The following is a 17963-nucleotide window of genomic DNA, read 5'->3' as shown; positions in this document are numbered from 1 at the left end:
GTCGCGGCCGCCGAGCCGGGAGCCGACCCGGGGGAACCGCTTGCCATGATTGGCCCCATCCTCCGGCTCGCCACCACGACGCTCGCCGCCGGCTCTCTCCGGGCAGCGGCGGGTGAAGTCGCCGCGCGGGCGATGCTGACCTTGGCTGCATTCCTCGGCGGGGTCGTGGCCGTGCTGTGCTTCAGCTACGCCGCCCTCACTCTTCTGGAGCGCCAGCTCGATCCGGCCGGCGCCTGGGCCATCATCGGCGTCTTTTACGCTCTTTTGGGTCTCAGTCTTTACTTCGCCGCGAGCAGACGCCGCCGTTGACGCGCCGGCCGTACCGGCTGACGAGGCGGACGCCACGGCGGTGCAGACAGCGGCGGCTTCGCGTGGCGCGGACTGACCGGCTGATCGTCCGCCAGCAGCACCTCTAGCCAATGCATGGCCGGGATATGGGCCGAGATGGTGCTGATCAGGATCAGCAACGGCACCGCGACGATGGCGCCGATCGGCCCCCACATCCATCCCAACAGGCCGATCGCCACGAACACGGCCACGGTGTTGAGGGCGCACCGCCGGCTGACGAAGGTCGGAGTCGCGAGTTGGGATTCCGTGAAGTGGATCACGGTCAGCAAGGCCGGCACGGCAACGACGCGCTGCCAATCCTGAAAGGTCAGCAGCGCCACGACGGTCACCACGGCGATCAGCGCCGGTGGACCGACGAACGGCACGAACGAGGCGAGGCCCATGAAGGCGCCCCACATCACCGCGTTGGGCAGGCCGAGCAAGGCCAGGCCGACACTCGCCAGCACCGCCACCACCGCATAGATCACGGCCAGCGAGAAGAGGTAGTAGCCGACGCGTTCGTTGATGTCGCGCATGACGCGGGCCAGCCGCACCCGCGTCGAGAAGCTGCCGGGAATGCGCAGGATCTGACGGCGATGCGTGTTGCGGTGGGCCAGCAGCATGAAGGCGAGCACGCCGGCATAGGCGATCTGCAGCACGACCAGCGGCGTCGTGCTGGCGAGTTGGCTGAGCAGCGAGTGGTCGCGCATCACGACCTTCTCTGCCGGCTCGGCGACACGATTCGCTGTCGCGGTCGCGGCCTCCTCGACCCGCGCGGTCAGGTCCTGCATGAAGGCGAGCGATTGCCGCAGCCCTTCCAGCTTGCGTTCCAGCTTGTAGGTCAGCAGAGGCGCCTGCTGCACCCAGTCGGCAATGGAGGGAATCGCCAGCGACAACAGGCCGGCGACGAGCAACGCGAGGAACAGGACCGATAAGGCCGCTGCCGCAGTGCCCGGAATGCGGATGCGCTCGAGCGCGTTGGCGACCGGCGTCAGTAGCAGCGCCAGAACGACGGCGGCCGCCGTGGGAATCAGGAAGTCACGGGCGAAATAGCCGATCGCTCCCACGCCGCAGACGGCCAGCACGATCAGCGGACGATGGAGCCCGGCCCCCCTGTACCCGGCCGATTTGCCGGCTTCTGCCCTTGCATCCACGGTCCATCACCTCGTGAACGGTGTGAACGCCGCGCCGGCACGATCGTTGCGCCCCCGGGTCGCACCGCACCGCCACCCGGCTTTGTCTTTGCCCGGCGGAAGCGGTTCGGCTTTACTGCCGCGGCCGCAGCCGAGGGAGGAAGCCGTGCCGATGTTCAAGCGTGCGGACGCGGAGCTCTACTATGAAGTCCATGGCGAAGGTTTTCCGATCCTGCTGTTCGCGCCGGGCGGCCTGCGCTCGCAGCTGAATTACTGGAAAGCCAGTCCGGCCGATCCCAAACAGCCGGCGGCCTGGATGAATCCGATGATCGCGCTGGCCGACAGGTTCACGGTGGTCGGCATGGACCAGCGCAACGCCGGCAAGTCGGTTGCCGACGTCCAGCCCGATCATGGCTGGCACACCTTCGCCGAAGATCACTTTGCCCTGATGGATCATCTGGGCTTCGACAGGTTCCACGTCATGGGCGGCTGCATCGGCGCCAGCTACTGCTTCGAGGCGATCGAACAGCATCCCGCGCGCGTGGCAGCGGCGGTGCTGCAGAACCCGATTGGCCTGTGGGAGAACCGCGACGTGTGGGATGCCGCCATCAAGGGCTATGGCGAGACGGTACGGGCGCGCGATCCCTCGATCCCCCAGGAAACCATCGACGCCTTCGGCCGCAACATGTTCGGCGGCGACTTCGTGTTCTCGGTCAGCCGCGACTTCGTGAAGGCGTGCCGTACGCCGCTGCTGCTGCAACCCGGCACCGACAAGCCGCATCCCGCCAAGACCAGCGAGGAGATCGCCGCGCTTGCGCCCAATATCGAGATCCAGAAGGACTGGCGCGGCCCGATCTATCTCGACGATTCCATCAAGCGCGTGCGCGCATTCCTCGACAGGCACACACCGAAAGCGTGAGCGCTTACTGTGTGACGGGCGGTGCGACGGGCGCTTTGCGTTCCGGCTGCGTGACCGGCTGCCGCAGCAGCCAGTCGCGTGCCTCGCGGACGGTATAGAACACCTCGATCGGTCGATCCGCCGGTGCCATCGCCTTGAAGGCAACAGCGTTCTCGCTGCGACCGCGCTCCACGACGATGGCAAGCGGCCCGCGCACGAGACCGCGCTCCTTGGCATGCTCCGCCAGCACCTGCTCGATGGCGATCAGATTCACCGGCCCGACAGCGGCGGGCACGACCGACGTGACATCGATGATCTTTCGGTAATGCAGGGCTCCTGCCCGCGCGAGACCGGCCACAAACTCCCGACACTCTTCAAGTGTGACGTTGCCGCGTCCGATGCCGACGACGATCCGATCGGGATGGAAGAATTCGAGATGAACCGGCATGGATGCGCAAGACCTCAGGTCTGGATCGAGTGGAAAGCGGCGGCCGAAGGGAATATCAGGATTTGGGTTCCGGCTGTGTGACAGGCTGCTCGAGCAGCCATTTGCGGGCCTCACGGATGGTGCGGAAAACCTCGACCGGACGGTCCTTCGACGACATCTCCTTGAACATCAGCGCAAGCTCGCCACGCTCCCGCGCCGTGACGATGGCCAGCGGCCCACGCGGCAGATTGTGCGCCGCCGTCTGCGAGGAAAGTCGTTCCTCCATCGCCAGCAGTTCCTCTCGGCCGATACTCGAAGAGGTGGCCGATGTGGCGTCGATGATCTTGCGATAGTGCAGGATACCGGCCTGGACGATGTCCATCAGGAACTTACGATACTCGTCGATCGACACGTTTCCGCGCGCGACTCCGACAGCGATGCGATCTGGGTGAAAGACTTCGAGATGGACCGGCATTGGCGGCGCACTATGAAAAGCAGCGGCCGTGCAGGCAAGCACAGGCTGCAATTCTGCCTCGGCGATGCAGAATACTGGCCTCCGCGCCTCGACTTCTGCTAATGCTGCATCGTGAAGCGCTCGACCCTCACGATCTTAGTCGTCACCCTCGCCGCGGCCCTGGTTGCCGGCGGCTATACCTTCTATCGGAAGTTCACGCCGACCGAGCGGGCGCTCGACGAGCTGCGTGACATGCCGCTGGTGGGCGTGGCGCTCGACGATCATCCCGAACTCGAGGATCGGTTCCGACAAGCCCTGCGCGAGGAGCAGAGCAATCCAACGACCAGCGGTCCGTCGCGCGCCTTGCTGGTGGTGGGCGAAATGCGTCGCGATGTGATCGCGCCCGTGCTGCGCCATGCCGACGATGCCAGCGTCGTCGCCGCCATGGCGGCGCGCGTGACCCTGGTGCATTACCTGCAGAAGGCCGATCCACCGGCCTGTCGTGAATTCTCCATGGGCGGCATCAGCCGGCCCGACAAGCTCGATGCGGAGGCACAGCGTCTGTTCAAGGATGTCCTGGTCGCCATGGAAGCCGCCTATCGCAGCGGTCGGAGCGGCAAGCCGCAGGCCATGCCGACGAGCCAGCAAATGGGCGACATGATGCGCGAGGCCGGCTTCACCAAGACGGACTTCGATCGGCTGAACAACTTCGCCTCGCTCTCCAACGAGGTGAGCTGCGAGATGGAGCTGAAGGTCGACGCCGCTCCGCCCCTGCTGCCGCCCGACAAGCGCGGTGCGTTTTCGCGTTTCGTCGTCGCGCGCTAGGCAACGCCTCGCGCGCCGCAGCGTTAGGCGCTCATGGCAGTCGCGAAGAACCGATCCCCTAGGCCGCACCAGAAGCCGCAAGGAGCGCGCACCCGGGCCAAGCTGAAGGAGTGGTCCGGCAAGGTGACGCGCGAAAGCGATGCGCTCGATCTCGAGAACGGCGTGTTCAAGAAGCGCAACGCCCGCGACATTGCCGTCTCGCTCAAGCGCTCCGCCGACCGGAGTCACCGCCGCAAGTCGGCGCCGCTGCGCTCGGCCATGTCGATGTTGACCTTCTATATCAACCGCGCCGGCAAGAACCTCGGCGACAGCCGCCTGCGCACGCTGGAGAAGGCCAAGGAAGAGCTGCGGCGGTTGTTCCGGAACGGCGAGAAGCCCCGATCTTCCCCTCGCGGGTAGGGCAATCATTCTCTCGTCACCCGAGCGGAGCCGAGGGTCCCCTCTTGGCTATGCTCGGTTCAATGTTGGCGCCGGAAAAAGGTCCTTCGACTACGCCTCGCTCCGCTCGGCTTCGCTCAGGACGACGGGAAAGTCCCGGCGTACGCCATGGCGCTTCTTCACAGGGCCGTCTTGATCGGGTGGCGATGCGGTCGTCTTGACAGGGCTCCGGACACAGGCTTTGTGCCGACCTGGCGGTGCGTGCGCTGACACGCTGGCCGCGCATCCGGCTGACGAGTCCTGTCGAAGGGAAGTCGGATGACTCTCGGGGGCAGGCAAGGACGCGCGCGCGATGGACATTGCCGCCTGGCTGCCGCCCCTCGTCAGGGCACTGGCGACAGCGCTGATCGTGGTATCGGCATCGGCCGTCGCCGAGTCGCTCGGCCCGTTCTGGGGGGCGCTGGTTGCCAGCCTTCCGATCTCCGCGGGACCTGCCTACGTCTTCCTGGCAATGCAGCACGACGCCGACTTCGTCGCCGCGAGCGCGCTCGCCAGCGTCACGGCCAACGCGGCGACCGGCATGTTCCTGATCGTCTACGCCACCCTGGCGCCGCGCCTGCCGCTGTGGCGCAGTCTCGGCGCGGCGATCCTCGCCTGGGCGGCCTCGGCCGTCGCCCTGCAACAGATCGCCTGGACGCCGGCGGCGGCGGTCCTGCCTAACCTCGCCGTCTACGGTTTCGGGATCCTGCTCGGCCGCAGGCGCCGCGCCGTGACACCCGCGCCTTCTTCCCGCGCACGGCGGCGATGGTACGAACTGCCGCTCCGCGCCGCCGCCGTCGCCGCCTTCGTCTCGCTGATCGTCGGCATCAGTTCGATCCTCGGCCCCGCCACGACAGGAATGGCCGCGCTCTTCCCCGTGAGCTTCATCAGCCTGATCGTGATCGTGCATCTGCGGATGGGCGGCGCGGTGTCCGGCCTGATCGCCGCCAACGCGATGCTCCCGATGGTGGGCTTCGGCGCCATGCTGCTGGCCCTCCACCTCGCGATCGCTCCCCTGGGCGTGACGGCGGCGCTCCTCCTCGCCCTGGCGATCTCCCTGCTCTGGTCCGCCCTGCTGCTCCTCACGCAGACCCGCCGGTATCGGCACTAGCGAACCGGTATAGAGACACCGGCGACGATGCCTCCGCCGATCCCATTCGCTATATTCATGTAAATACAGCGTCACGGATCGGAGACTCGAACAGATGGATCGGCGCACTATCCTCAACGCTCTCACCGTCGGCTTGTTCGGGACGATGCCCCTGGCGCGACGGGCGCTGGCGCAGCATCACACCATGGCGCCGGCCGCGGTGCCAACGGATGCGCGCGGTGTGCTGGTCTTCGCGGCAGCGACGCTGAAGCCCGCGCTCGACGCCATCGTGGCAGCCTATCGCGCCAAGGAGGGTGCGGAGGTCACGGTCGCCTACGGCCCGACGCCAGCGCTGGCCAAGCAGATCGAGAATGGCGCGCCGGCGGATATCTTCCTGTCTGCCGATCCGGTGTGGATGGACTATCTGGCGGAGCGGCGCCTGATCCGGCGCCACACGCGCGCCGACCTGCTCGGCAACGTTCTCATCGTGGCGGAGCGCGGTTCGCCCTCGGCGAACCCGCCACCCGTCATCGATCGTGATTTCCCGCTGGCGACGCTCGTCGGCGCCGGGCCGCTCTGCATGTGCAACCCCGCCGACCATCCGGCAGGCCGCTACGGCAAGGCGAGCCTGGAAGCGCTCGGCCTGTGGGACGGCATCGCCGGCAAGATCGCGATCGCGTCGGATCCGCAGGCGGCGGTCGTCATGGTGGCGCAAGGCGAGGCCCCTGCCGCCCTGGTCTTCGCCACCGACGTCAAGGATGTGACCGGCATGCGCATCGCGGGCACATTCCCCGCTTCGAGCCACCCGCCGATCGTCTATCCCATCGCCCTCACCATGGCCGCGCCGCACGCCGAAGCGGCCGAGCGGCTGCTCGCTTACCTGCGCTCACCCGAAGCCCGCACGTTGTTCGATCGCTACGGCTACACGTGAGCGCAGTCGGCGCTTTGCTCCGCTGCTTCAGTTGCCCGTGAGGATCTTCGCAGCGGCGTCGGCGAAGACCTGGCAGCCCAGCACGATATCCTCGTCGGCGGTGTTCTCGGTGAAGTGATGCGAGATGCCGCCGATCGACGGCACGAACATCATCGCCGCCGGCAGCTTGAGGCCGATGATCTGCGCGTCGTGGCCGGCACCCGACGGCATGCGCACATGCACGTCGGGCGCATGGACGGCGGCGGCCTCCTCGATGGCGTCGAGGAAGCGCTCGTCCATCACCAGCGGCATGGTGCGCGAGAGGGTCACGCATTCGACGGTGCACGGCCCGCGCGCGGCATGCTCGGCCACGATCTCCTGCAGCGTCGCCTCGAACTTCTCCAGGATGGCGACATCGGCATCGCGGAACTGCAGCACCATCTCGGCCTTGCCGGGAACGATCGCCGGCGCGTTCGGCTCGAGCATCATCTTGCCGACCGTCCACACGCTGCGCGGTCCGGCGACGGCGGGGAAGCGGTCCATCACGTCGTTGTAGAGTCGCATCATCGCCACGCCGGCATCCTTGCGGATCGGCATCGGCGTGGTGCCGGCATGGTTCTGGATGCCGGAGAAGGTCAGGCGGTACTGGAAGATGCCGACGATCGCGGTGACGATGCCGATGCGCTTGCCGCCTGCCTCCAGCAGGCCGCCCTGCTCGATATGGGCCTCGAGATAGCCGCGATACTGACCCTCCTCCATCTGCAGGCGCGGCGTCTTGTCGAGGCCGGCCGCCGCCAGCGCATCGCGCATCTTCGTGCCCTCGTCGCGGTGGCGAGCCTTGTCGATATCCTCCTCGGTGAGCCGGCCGATATAGGACTTGCTGCCCATCATCTGGCCCCAGTGGCCTTCCTCGTCCGCCCACGAGGCGACATCGACGGCGAGATGCGCCGTCGCCGGATCCTCGGCCAGCGCGCGCGCCACCTCGAGGCCGTAGATCACGCCCATCACGCCATCGAGCCAACCGCCGCGTGGCTGCGTGTCCGAGTGCGAGCCCAGCAGCAGGCGCGGACCGCTCCGGGTGCTGCGGCCGATCACGTTGCCGATGCCGTCGATCACCGGATCGAGCCCGGCCTCCTTCATGCGCTCGGCCAGCCACCGCCGGCTCTCGACATCCTGCGGCGACAGGTGCGGGCGATGCACGCCAGTCTGGTAGCGGCCGAAGTCGGCGATGCGCCGCAAGTCGCCCAGGAGCCGTTCACCGTTGATCTGGGGCATCTACATCCTCCTCACTATGAGAGACGCACCGCGCCGTCTCGATACATGTCAACAACGACCACACCCGCTCCCATCCTTCGAGACGCCGCTGCGCGGCTCCTCAGGATGAGGTTGTCCTTGCAGCCGCGATCAACGCAGCACGGCCGCTCGGCCAATGAGTCGCTCATCATCGACGGCAGGCACTTCACCCCCTCCTCACCCTGAGGAGGCGCGGAGCGCCGTCTCGAAGGGTGGCAACAGGGACCGTGCCCGCTCCCATCCTTCGAGACGCGCCTTCGGCGCTCCTCAGGATGAGGGTGTTCTCGCTCACAGAGCAGCCAGCCACGACGAGGTCTTTCCCGCTCACAACCTGGCCGCCACCCAGGCGGCGGTGGAGAGGAGCTTGTCGTCTTCGTAGCGGCAGCCGACGAGCTGCACGCCGAGCGGCAGCCCCATGTCGCCGGTGCCGGCCGGCAAGGTCACGCAGGGCGTGCCGGCCAGGGTCCAGATCGAGTTGAAGCGCGGATCGCCGGTGAACTCGATTCCCTTCGGCGCCTCGCCCGGTGCGCTGGGGCAGAGCAGCACGTCGAGCTCGTCGAACAGCGAGTCGACATGCGCCTTGAACGCCGCCGCCTTGCGCTGTGCCGCGACGTAGCGCTCCAGCGGCACATCGAGGCCGCGCGTCAGCCCGTCCATCAGCTCGGCGCTCACCTTGTCCGGATTGCGCAGCCGCTCGTCGGCATAGTTGCGCGTGCTCTCGAAGCCCATGATCGCCGCATGGTCCTCGAGGATGCCGTGGAACGGCGGCGCGAAGGACACATCCACCACCGTGGCACCCGTCGCCGCCAGCGACGACGCCGTACGCTCCAGCAGTTCCCTGGTGTCGGCCTCGGCATCGTCCCAGATCGGCGTGCGGCAGAAGCCGATGCGCGGCGTCGCGCCATCGCGACGGACCGGCACCGGCGGCAGCGCCAGCACGACGGCGCGCAGCAGCGCGATGTCGTCGAGCGTGCGCGCCATCAGCCCCAGCGTGTCGAGCGAATGGCACTGCATCTTGATGCCGACGCGGCTGAACTCGCCGAACGAGGGCTTGTAGCCGACGACGCCGCAATAGGCGGCCGGCCGGATCACCGAGCCGCCGGTCTGGGTGCCGAAGGCGAGTGGCACATGACCGTCGGCCACCGCCGCCGCCGATCCCGACGACGAGCCGCCCGGCGTGTGCGCCGCGTTGTGCGGATTGGTGGTCGGGCCTGGATGGCGGTTGGCGAATTCCGTCGTCACCGTCTTGCCCATGATCACGGCATTGGCGTCGCGGCTGAGCGCGATGCAGGCGGCATCGCCGAAGCTCTGCGTACCGGCGAAGATCGGCGAGTTGTGGCCGGTCGGCATGTCGTGGGTGTCGATGATGTCCTTCACGCCGAGCGGGATGCCGCGCAGCACGCCGGCGCTCGCCGCATCGGCGGCCTTCGCCTGGGCGAGCGCCAGCTCGGGATCGAGATGGGCCCACGCCTTCACCACCGGCTCGCGCTCGGCGATGCGGTCGAGGCACTGGCGCACATGGGCTTCGGCGGTGAGCGTGCCGGCCTCGATGGCGGCGACAGCTTCGGTCGCGGTCAGGGCTTTCATCGCAGCGCTCCCTGCACCCAGGCGGCAAGGTCGAGCAGGCGCGCATCCTCGTGCTGGCGGCCGACGAGCTGGATACCGACGGGCAGGCCATTGGGCCCGCGCGTGAAGGGAAGCGTGACGCACGGCATCCAGAGATAGGTCCACAGCAGGTTGAAGGTGGCGTGGCCGGTGAAGCCCAGCCCCACCGGCGCCTCGCCGGGTGCCGGCGCGGTCAGGATCACGTCGATATCGTCGAACAGCGCATCGACGGCCGCGCGGCCGTGCTCGCCCAGTCGCCGCGCCGCGGTCCAGGCGGTATGGTCGATCTTGGCGCCGGCTGCGAGCTTGTCCTCGCGCAGGCTCTTGCTCAGCAGATCTTGGAAGCGCCGCGCCTCGTCGGCATGGGCGCGCGGGCCATCGAAGGCCGACAGCGTCTTCTGCCCTGCGGTCATGTCGCTGACCGGCGCCGGCAGATCGATCTCGGTGACCTTGGCGCCGGCCTTGGCGAGCGCCGCCGCCGCGCTCTCGACCGCGGCCCGTCCTTCTGGCGACAGCTCGGCCTTGTGATGCGTGTAGCAGACGGCGATGCGCGGCGGCGAGAGTGGCGCTTCGATCGGCCGATAGGGGATCGCCATCAGCGCGGCGCGGAACAGCGCGATATCATCGAGACTGCGAGCATAGGCGCCGATCGTGTCGAGCCACTCGGTGTTGGCTTTCATGCCGGCGGTCGGGAAGTGACCGTAGGTCGGCTTGTAGCCGACGATGCCGCAGAAAGCGGCAGGACGAATCACCGATCCGCCCGTTTGCGTGCCAGTGGCCAACGTCACCTGATAGTCGGCCACGGCAGCAGCGGAGCCCGAGGACGATCCACCTGGCGTATGGGCCGGATTGTGCGGGTTGCGGGTCGGGCCGGGAAAGCGGTTGGCGAATTCCGTCGTCACCGTCTTGCCGAGCAGGATCGCCCCGGCATCGCGGGCCAGCGCCACGGTCGCGGCATCGGCCAGAGGCTGGTGCGTCTTGTAGATCGGCGAGCCGTAGCCGGTGGGCTGATCGTAGGAATCGATGATGTCCTTCACGCCCATCGGCACGCCGTGCAGCAGGCCCTTGCGCGGCCCGCGATCGAGCGCCTTCGCCTTCTCCAGGGCCGCGTCGCGGGCCAGGTGCGACCAGGCGAGGACATCGGCGTCCCGCTGGTCGATACGGTCGAGATGGGCGCGGAGGACGGCCTCGGCCGAGAGCGTTCCGGCATCGATCTGCCGCGCGATTTCCGTGGCAGTAAGCGTATTGGGTGCGGACATGACAGGCGATCAAATCAGCAAGAATTGTGCCTGTCTTTCGACGGGCCACTTCTTCGTTCGCGCAGCGATCGCATGGCAGCAATGAGGCTCTTCACCTTGCCTTGTGGCGCAACAACACGATCGCCCGTGCCGGGACGACGACGCTGCCATCGACCTCGCCCCGCCAACGATGTCGTCCCGCATCGCGCACGATGTCCTCGCCCAACCAGCGGTGTCATCCCGAATCGCGCGCGGTATCCCGCGCGCTCAAGTGAGGGATCTCTGTGCTGTCTTGGAGATCCCTCGGCTACGCCTCGGGATGACACATCTACTTTCCGCCTTTGTCGGCATGACGCCGCGATACTCTCTCGGGCTCCTCTCCCCCTTGGGGGAGAGGCGGGGTGAGGGGGATGGCCGCCGATGCGTCGACGATGGCTCGCTTCGTGCTTCGTCGCGCGGAACGATGGAGGTTTCCCGATGATAACGCGTCGCGCTGCCCTGCTCGGCAGCACCGCCCTTCCCTTCGCCGGTTCGGCGTTCCTGCGTCCGGCCGCGGCGCAACAGCCCTCGACGCTGCGCATCGCCATGACGCTGGCCGACATTCCGGTCACCGACGGCGCGCCCGACCAGGGCACCGAGGGCATCCGCTTCATGGGCTACACGCTCTACGACCCGCTGGTGATGTGGGACCTCTCGTCGGCGACCGAGCCGGCCAAGCTGGTGCCCGGCCTCGCCACCAGCTGGAAGCAGGATCCCGCCGATCCCAGCAAGTGGATCTTCGAGCTACGCCAGGGCGTGAAGTTCCACGACGGCTCGACCTTCAACGCCGATGCCGTGGTCTTCAACCTCGACCGCGTGTTCGACGAGAAGTCGCCCGCCTTCGACCGCATGGGTCGCGGCATCCTGATCGCGGCGGTCTGGCCGATCACGGGTTATCGCAAGCTCGACGAGTACAAGGTCGAGCTGCAGACCGACGGCGAGTACACGCTGCTGCCGGCGCTGCTCAACCGCTTCACCCTGGCAAGCCCGGCCAACTTCGAGAAGGTCGGCCGCGACTGGCTGGCCTACCGCAAGTCGCCCTCCGGCACCGGACCGTGGAAGATGAAGGCGTGGACGCCGCGCGAGCGCGCCGAGCTCGAACGCAACACCGACTACTGGAACAAGGACCGCATCCCCAAGAGCGAGCGGCTGGTGCTGCTGCCGGTGCCCGACGTGTCGACGCGCACGGCGGCGCTGCTGTCGGGCCAGGTCGACTGGATCGAGGCCCCCGCCCCCGACTCGCTCGACAAGCTGCGCGCCGGCGGTGTCAAGATCGAGACCAACGCCATCCCGCACATGTGGCCCTACACGCTCAGCATGCTGCCGGGGGCGCCGACCGCGGATATCCGCGTGCGTAAGGCGATGAACCTCGCCGTCGATCGCGATGCGCTGGTGAAGCTGCTGAACGGGCTCGCCGTGCCGGCCGTCGGCTGCGTGCCGCCCGATCATCCGTGGTTCGGCAACCCCAGCTTCAAGATCAAGTACGATCCCGAGCAGGCCAAGAAGCTGCTGGCCGAGGCTGGCTACAATCTCAAGGACAAGCGGCTGAAGATGAAGGTCGCGATCTCGACCTCGGGCTCCGGCCAGATGTACCCGCTGATCATGAACGAGTTCATCCAGCAGCAGTTCGCCGAGGTCGGCATCGATCTCGACTTCCAGGTACTGGACTGGAACGCGCTGCTGAACCTGATGCGCAAGGGCGCCAAGTCGGCGGAGGGCGCACCGTTCACGGCCATCAATGTGAGCTGGAACACGATGGATCCGCACAATGCCTTCATGCGCTTCGTCGATAGCGCGCAGATCCCGCCCAAGGGCTCGAACTGGGGCTACATCAACGATCCCGGCTTCGACGCGCTGGCCAAGGAGGCGCGCGAGACGGCCGACCCGGCCGCGCTCGACAAGGTGCTGGCGAAGATCAACACCAAGATGGTCGACGACGCGGTGTTCGTGTGGTTCGTCCACGACGTATGGCCCAACGCCATCTCGAGCAAGGTGAAGGGCTACGTCCACCCCAAGAGCTGGTACGTCGACTTCTCGCCGGTGACGGCGGGCTAACGGCGCGGCCCCCTCACCTCGCCTCTCCCCCAAGGGGGAGAGGAACATGAGGGGCGAGACACTCTCTCGGACTCCTCTCCCCCGCGAGGGGGAGAGGCGGGGTGAGGGGGCGCTACGCACCATGTCCGCTCGCAGCCGGTCGTCACTTCCGCGTCTGCAGCCAGCCGGTATAGAGGCCGGCGGCGACGATGATGGCGGCGCCGATCCAGCCCCACAGGTTGGGGAAGTCGCCGAAGAAGAGATAACCGACGATCACCGAGCCGATCAGCTGCATGTACTGAAACGGCGCCACGATGTTGGCGGGCGCATAGGCGAGCGCCCGGGCGACGAAGTAATGGCCCATGCCGCCCAGCACGCCGAGGCTGCAGAAGAAGAAGATGTCGCGCACCGTGTGCGGCGTCTTCCACACGAAGGGCAGCACCAGGAACATGCCGAAGCCGCCGACGACCGAGCTGTAAATGGCCGAGGTCTCCGGGGACTCGATGCCGGCGATGCGCCGCGTCAGCACCTGGTAGAGCGCGTAGCAGGCCGCGCTCAGCAGCGGCAGGACCGAGGCCCAGTGGAACAGCTCGCTGCCGGGCTGGATCACGATCAGCACGCCGACGAACCCCACGATCACCGCGGTGAGTCCCCGGACGCTGGTGCGCTCGCCCAGCATCGCCCAGGCCAATGGCAGCACCAGCAGCGGCGCCATGTTGGTGATCGAGGCCGACTTGGCGAGCGGGATGAAGACCAACGCCAGGAAGCTGCTGGCATTCGAGGCGAACAGCAGCGCCGAGCGCGCGAGCTGGGTGCCGGGTCGGCGCGTGCGCAGCATTCGCACGCCGAAGCGCGGCACGAAGAACATCAGCATGAAGACGATATGGCCGAAGGCGCGCGCCCACGAGATCTGCAGGCTGTTGTAGTCGGCGCCCAGGAACTTGGCGAAGCCGCTCATGACCGGAAACAGCATCCCCGCCGCGCACATGAAGAGGATACCGGCCAGGATGCGCTGGCCGGTCGGCGCGGCAGGACTGTTCATCGAACCCACAGTGCAACAGGGGTCATCGCACTGCAACACACGCAGCTGTGCGGTGCCGTCAGGCGGACACTGCGCTAAGGTCCGGCCAACCGAACGGAGGACTCACATGATCGACCTGCATTACTGGCCGACGCCAAACGGCAAGAAGGTCACCATCCTGCTCGAGGAATGCGGCATGCCCTATCGCATCGTGCCGGTGAACATCCAGCAGGGCGACCAGTTCAAGAAGGAGTTCCTGGAGATGAACCCCAATCACCGCATGCCGGTGATGGTGGACACCGAACCGAAGGACGGCGGCAAGCCGATCGTCATCTTCGAGTCGGGCGCGATCATGATGTACATCGCCGAGAAGGCCGGGAAGTTCTATCCGCAGGACGTCCGCAGCCGCTACGAGGTCAACGAGTGGCTGATCTGGCAGATGGCCAACCAGGGGCCCAAGAGCGGCGAGTGCGGCCACTTCCGCCGCGTCGACCAGAAGCAGCATGGCGACCAGACCTATGCCATCACGCGCTTCACCGACGAGGTGAACCGCCTCTACGGCGTGCTCAACAACCGGCTCCACAAGCACCGCTATCTCGCCGGCGACCAGTACACGATCGCCGACATGATCTGCTATCCGTGGACCGTGAACTGGAAGTTCCAGGGTCAGGACATCGAGGAGTTCCCCTACTTCAAGCGCTGGTTCGAGGAGCTGGGCGCGCGGCCGGCAGTGCAGAAGGGCATGGCGGTCGGCAGCGATCTCTCCGTCGACGTCACCAAGCTGCCGCCCGAGGAGCAGGCCCGCATCCGCAAGATGATGTACAACCAGCGCGCCATCCCCGTGCCGGCGTAACCGCCGCGCCACCAACGGCGTCACCCCCCATCGCGCGATGGCCTCGCCTCGCCAACGGTGTCATCCCGAATCGCGCGCGGTATCCCGCGCGCTCGAGTGAGGGATCTCTCGCCGGTGCCGGACAGAGATCCCTCGGCTTCGCCTCGGGATGACACAGCCTTTCGTGGCGGAGAGACGAGTTTAGGAGAGTCGAAAAGAGCACCCTCCTCCTCATGTTCCTCTCCCCCGTCTGCGGGGGAGAGGCGAGGTGAGGGGGACGCGACGGGCGTGAGCCCCCTCACCCACCCTCTCCCCCTTGCGGGGGAGAGGAGGAAGAAGGGGACAGAGGATGGCAGTACATCTTCGCCTTCATGTTCCTCTCCCCCTTGGGGGTGAGGTGAGGTGAGAAGGTCGCAGTGGGAGTGGCTCACACCGGGCCGTAGACCTGCGGGAAGTGCGCGATGTCGAGCGTCGGCAGGCCGGGCACGCGCACCAGGGCGCTTTCGTGCCGGCCGTCGGGATACAGGCGATGCTCGACATAGCCAACCTCCTTCAGCCCGTAGCGTGGTTGGCGGTGGTCGGGGATGACGAAGGCGGTCGAGGTGGCCCAGACATGGCGCGTCGCGAAGGTCTCGCTGGCGCGGTACTGATGGACATGGCCGCAGGAGATCAGCGCCGGCGTCACACCCACCAGGCTCGCCATCAGCAGGCGACGCGGCACCGGATTGACGAACCGGCCGGTGATCTCGCTCTCGTCGACCGTGCGGTCGAACAGCGGCTTGTGCAGGAACAGCGCCAGCCTGCGTGACCCGACGGAGGCGGCGACGTCGACGATGGTTTCTTCCTGCTCCTCGGCCTCCGGCAGGTCGCTGCCCAGAAGCTGCGCGTTCAGCCCCAGCACCCGCCAGCCCGGCACGTCGAACCACCACCAGTCGGGACCGAAATAGCTGACATAGCGACGCCGGCGCAGCGCATCGATCGGCCCCTCGCCGTGATCCGGCGCATCCTGGCTGTCACCGAGATCGTGATTGCCGGGCAGGAAGCGCATCGGCAGATCGAGACCGTCATGCAGCAGGCGCGCCGCCGCCATGTCGGCTTCATTGGACGCACCGTCGAGCGTGATGTCGCCGGAATTCAGCACCAGGTCGGGACGGTCCTGGCGCAGGGCCTCGCCGACGCGGGCGAAATTGTCGACGAAGAACGGCTTCTCGTCGCTGAGATGCGTATCGGAAATCTGCGCGATCCTGAACATGATACGCTGAGCCTAATCGCATTCTGTTGCAGCATCGCGAACTGGACGGGGCGGAACTATGGCGCGGACGAAAGCGGCGGCGCCACTTCCTCGAGCGACTTGCCTTCCGCCTTCACGCCGAGCTTGAGCTCGACCAGCGCCGCCGCGATCATCAGCGCCGCTCCCAGCGCGTAGCCGGTGACGATGCCCGCCCGCCCCTCGCCCTGGATCAGCACGCCGAACAGCCACGGCCCGCCGACGCCGCCGATCAAGGTCCCGAAGGCATAGAACAGCGCGATGGTGAGCGCCCGCACCTCGAGCGGGAAACTCTCGCCCACGGTGAGGTAGGCAGCGCTCGCCGCCGCCGAGGCGAAGAAGAAGACGATGCTCCACAGCGCCGTCTGCAGCGTGGCGTCGAGCAACCCGGCATCGAACAGCCAGGCGGTCGCGCCCAGCAGCAGGCCGGCGAGACTGTAGGTGATGCAGATCATCGGCTTGCGGCCGAACGTGTCGAACCAGTGGCCGAGCAGGACTGGTCCCAGGAAGTTGCCGAGCGCGAACGGTAGGATGTGCAGGCCGACGCGATCCGCCGGCAGCCCGTAGAACTTGGTGAGCACCAGCGCGTAGGTGAAGAAGATCGCGTTGTAGATGAAGGCCTGCGAGGCCATCAGCACGATGCCGAGCGTCGTGCGGCCGGGATAGCGCCGCACCAGCGTGGCCGCGACGGAGCCCATCGTCACCTTGTGCGGAGCGCCGATGCTCAGCCCCTCCTTCGCCGGCGGCAGGGGCTGGCCGGTGCCGGCGACGACGCGTTCCTCGATCTCGCCCACGATCTTGCGGGCTTCCGCCGCGCGGCCGTGGAGCATGAGCCAGCGCGGGCTCTCGGGCAGGAAGCGGCGCAGATAGAGGATGAACAGCCCCAGCACCGCACCACTGCCGAAGGCGAGACGCCAGCCGAGATCGGGCGCGAACAGCGCCGGATCGAGCAGCGGCACCGACAGCAAGGCGCCCAGCGCCGCGCCCATCCAGAAGCTGCCATTGATGGCGAGATCGGTGCGGCCGCGCAGCCGCGCCGGGATCAGTTCCTGGATCGCCGAGTTGATGGCCGAATACTCGCCGCCGATGCCCGCGCCGGTGAGGAAGCGGAAAACCAGGAAGCTTTCGAAGTTCCACGAGAAGGCGGTGGCCGCCGTCGCCAGCAGATAGACGCCGAGCGTGACGTTGAACAGCTTCTTGCGCCCGAGCCGGTCGGTGAGATGGCCGAAGAACAGCGAGCCGACGATCGCACCGGCGAGATAGGCGCTGCCGGTGAGGCCGACCTGCTCGGCGGTGAGATGCAGGCGCGGGCTGGTCTGCAAGGCCGCCGCGACCGAGCCCGCGAGGGTGACTTCGAGCCCGTCGAGAATCCAGGTGATGCCCAGCGCCGCCACGACCAGGCGATGGAACGGGCTCCAGGGCAGGCGATCGAGCCGCGCCGGAACATCGGTAGGAGTGCTTTGCGCGGCCATCGGATGCTGCAGCACAACGCAGCCGCGCCGCCACCGTTCCATGTCCCGCCCTCTTGCTGGACCGCGGGCTTCCAGCCCGCTCTTCCCCGGCCGCCCTCGACACCGTTCGAGCGAGCCGGAAGCTCGCGGTCCCGGAAGAGCGGTCCGGCAGGAATGGTCTTCACTCAAAAAAAACCGGCTCGCGAGGATCGGCGTAAAAGGCTGCTCCTGCGGCATCGGAGGCCATTCCTCGCGAGGCTCGCGAGCCTCGCGAGGGGCACGGGATGGAAAGAAGACGGACGTCATGGCGCGCTCATCCTAAGCCCGCCGCCGCCCACTCCCTATTATGGTCGCCTACGCTCAGGGGAGCGCACCACTGCGCGCGGATACCTCCGCGCTGAAAGGGCGCATCAGATCATGAGCGCAACTGGAGTTGCGCGCTCCGATGAGTCACCGCCGCCCCCTCACCTCACCTCTCCCCCAAGGGGAAGAGGGACATGAGAGGCGACAGCATCTTTTCGGACTCCTCTCCCCCCGCGAGGGGGAGAGGCGGGGTGAGGGGGACATGAGGTGATGTGAAGTTCCATCGTCACCCCGAGCGGAGGCGCCCGAAGGGCGGCGTAGTCGAGGGGCCTGTCTTGGCGGTGCTGCGTTCAGCGTTGACGCCGGAAAAAAGGTCCTTCGGCTGCGCTTCGCTGCGCT

17 protein-coding genes are annotated in these 17963 nt (G+C 67.2%); 8 read left to right on the top strand and 9 right to left on the bottom strand.

The features are described 5' to 3' along the window. The first annotated feature begins 45 nt into the window (after positions 1 to 45). Complete coding sequence (locus B5D62_RS29835) at positions 46 to 309, top strand: hypothetical protein (RefSeq protein WP_085937742.1); 264 nt, start codon at positions 46 to 48, stop codon at positions 307 to 309. Here the strand turns inward: B5D62_RS29835 and B5D62_RS29830 are convergent. Next, complete coding sequence (locus tag B5D62_RS29830) at positions 279 to 1481, bottom strand: AI-2E family transporter (protein ID WP_085937741.1); 1203 nt, start codon at positions 1479 to 1481, stop codon at positions 279 to 281. The two genes, B5D62_RS29835 and B5D62_RS29830, sit on opposite strands and share 31 nt — an antisense overlap. 151 nt (positions 1482 to 1632) lie before the next feature. On the opposite strand from B5D62_RS29830, the gene B5D62_RS29825 reads away from it, so the two are divergent. Further along, positions 1633 to 2379, top strand: coding sequence for an alpha/beta fold hydrolase (locus B5D62_RS29825; RefSeq protein WP_085937740.1), 747 nt, complete (start codon positions 1633 to 1635; stop codon positions 2377 to 2379). Positions 2380 to 2383: 4 nt separating this feature from the next. Here the strand turns inward: B5D62_RS29825 and B5D62_RS29820 are convergent, their stop codons facing one another. Both B5D62_RS29820 and B5D62_RS29815 read right to left on the bottom strand, forming a co-directional pair. After that, entirely contained in the window at positions 2384 to 2806 is a 423-nt protein-coding gene (locus tag B5D62_RS29820) for a hypothetical protein (protein ID WP_085937739.1), read from the bottom strand. A 55-nt stretch (positions 2807 to 2861) separates the two neighbouring features. Next, positions 2862 to 3197 carry a hypothetical protein gene (locus tag B5D62_RS29815; protein WP_139374169.1) on the bottom strand — a complete coding sequence of 112 codons (336 nt, stop codon included), beginning with the start codon at positions 3195 to 3197 and terminating at the stop codon, positions 2862 to 2864. 174 nt (positions 3198 to 3371) lie between these two features. Here B5D62_RS29815 and B5D62_RS29805 point away from each other — a divergent pair, with 174 nt between their 5' ends. The 4 genes from B5D62_RS29805 to modA all read left to right on the top strand — a co-directional run bounded on the left by B5D62_RS29805 (position 3372) and on the right by modA (position 6502). Continuing rightward, positions 3372 to 4064: a hypothetical protein gene (locus tag B5D62_RS29805; protein ID WP_085937736.1), complete on the top strand. Its 693-nt coding sequence runs from the start codon at positions 3372 to 3374 to the stop codon at positions 4062 to 4064. 33 nt (positions 4065 to 4097) lie between these two features. Continuing rightward, entirely contained in the window at positions 4098 to 4463 is a 366-nt protein-coding gene (locus tag B5D62_RS29800; protein WP_085937735.1) for a DUF3175 domain-containing protein, read from the top strand. A 331-nt stretch (positions 4464 to 4794) separates the two neighbouring features. Further along, positions 4795 to 5592 (top strand): hypothetical protein, encoded by a 798-nt coding sequence (locus B5D62_RS29795; RefSeq protein ID WP_085937734.1) that lies wholly within the window; start codon positions 4795 to 4797, stop codon positions 5590 to 5592. A 94-nt stretch (positions 5593 to 5686) separates the two neighbouring features. Continuing rightward, positions 5687 to 6502 carry a molybdate ABC transporter substrate-binding protein gene (modA, locus tag B5D62_RS29790; protein WP_085937733.1) on the top strand — a complete coding sequence of 272 codons (816 nt, stop codon included), beginning with the start codon at positions 5687 to 5689 and terminating at the stop codon, positions 6500 to 6502. 27 nt (positions 6503 to 6529) lie between these two features. Here modA and B5D62_RS29785 read toward each other — a convergent pair whose 3' ends face one another. The 3 genes from B5D62_RS29785 to B5D62_RS29775 form a co-directional block, all read right to left on the bottom strand. After that, positions 6530 to 7756: a hydantoinase/carbamoylase family amidase gene (locus tag B5D62_RS29785; RefSeq protein WP_085937732.1), complete on the bottom strand. Its 1227-nt coding sequence runs from the start codon at positions 7754 to 7756 to the stop codon at positions 6530 to 6532. Between the two features lie 342 nt (positions 7757 to 8098). Then, positions 8099 to 9361: an amidase gene (locus B5D62_RS29780; RefSeq protein WP_085937731.1), complete on the bottom strand. Its 1263-nt coding sequence runs from the start codon at positions 9359 to 9361 to the stop codon at positions 8099 to 8101. After that, entirely contained in the window at positions 9358 to 10638 is a 1281-nt protein-coding gene (locus B5D62_RS29775) for an amidase (RefSeq protein WP_085937730.1), read from the bottom strand. The genes B5D62_RS29780 and B5D62_RS29775 overlap by 4 nt, the downstream gene beginning before the upstream one ends. 456 nt (positions 10639 to 11094) lie before the next feature. Here B5D62_RS29775 and B5D62_RS29770 point away from each other — a divergent pair, with 456 nt between their 5' ends. Further along, on the top strand, positions 11095 to 12711 hold the full coding sequence (locus tag B5D62_RS29770; protein WP_085937729.1) for an ABC transporter substrate-binding protein: 1617 nt from the start codon (positions 11095 to 11097) through the stop codon (positions 12709 to 12711). Positions 12712 to 12853: 142 nt separating this feature from the next. Here the strand turns inward: B5D62_RS29770 and B5D62_RS29765 are convergent, their stop codons facing one another. Further along, positions 12854 to 13732: a DMT family transporter gene (locus tag B5D62_RS29765; RefSeq protein WP_085937728.1), complete on the bottom strand. Its 879-nt coding sequence runs from the start codon at positions 13730 to 13732 to the stop codon at positions 12854 to 12856. A 106-nt stretch (positions 13733 to 13838) separates the two neighbouring features. Between B5D62_RS29765 and B5D62_RS29760 the strand changes: the two genes are divergently transcribed. Beyond that, complete coding sequence (locus tag B5D62_RS29760) at positions 13839 to 14564, top strand: glutathione S-transferase family protein (protein ID WP_085937727.1); 726 nt, start codon at positions 13839 to 13841, stop codon at positions 14562 to 14564. A gap of 406 nt (positions 14565 to 14970) precedes the next feature. On the opposite strand, the gene B5D62_RS29755 is transcribed toward B5D62_RS29760, so the two are convergent. After that, on the bottom strand, positions 14971 to 15795 hold the full coding sequence (locus tag B5D62_RS29755) for a metallophosphoesterase family protein (protein WP_085937726.1): 825 nt from the start codon (positions 15793 to 15795) through the stop codon (positions 14971 to 14973). Positions 15796 to 15851: 56 nt separating this feature from the next. Continuing rightward, positions 15852 to 17282, bottom strand: coding sequence for an MFS transporter (locus tag B5D62_RS29750; protein WP_085937779.1), 1431 nt, complete (start codon positions 17280 to 17282; stop codon positions 15852 to 15854). Positions 17283 to 17963 lie beyond the last annotated feature (681 nt).

This window comes from Enhydrobacter aerosaccus (assembly GCF_900167455.1).
Classification (GTDB): domain Bacteria; phylum Pseudomonadota; class Alphaproteobacteria; order Reyranellales; family Reyranellaceae; genus Reyranella; species Reyranella aerosaccus.
Note: the sequence above shows the minus strand (reverse complement) of the source record. Positions and strands in the feature narration are given on the sequence as shown.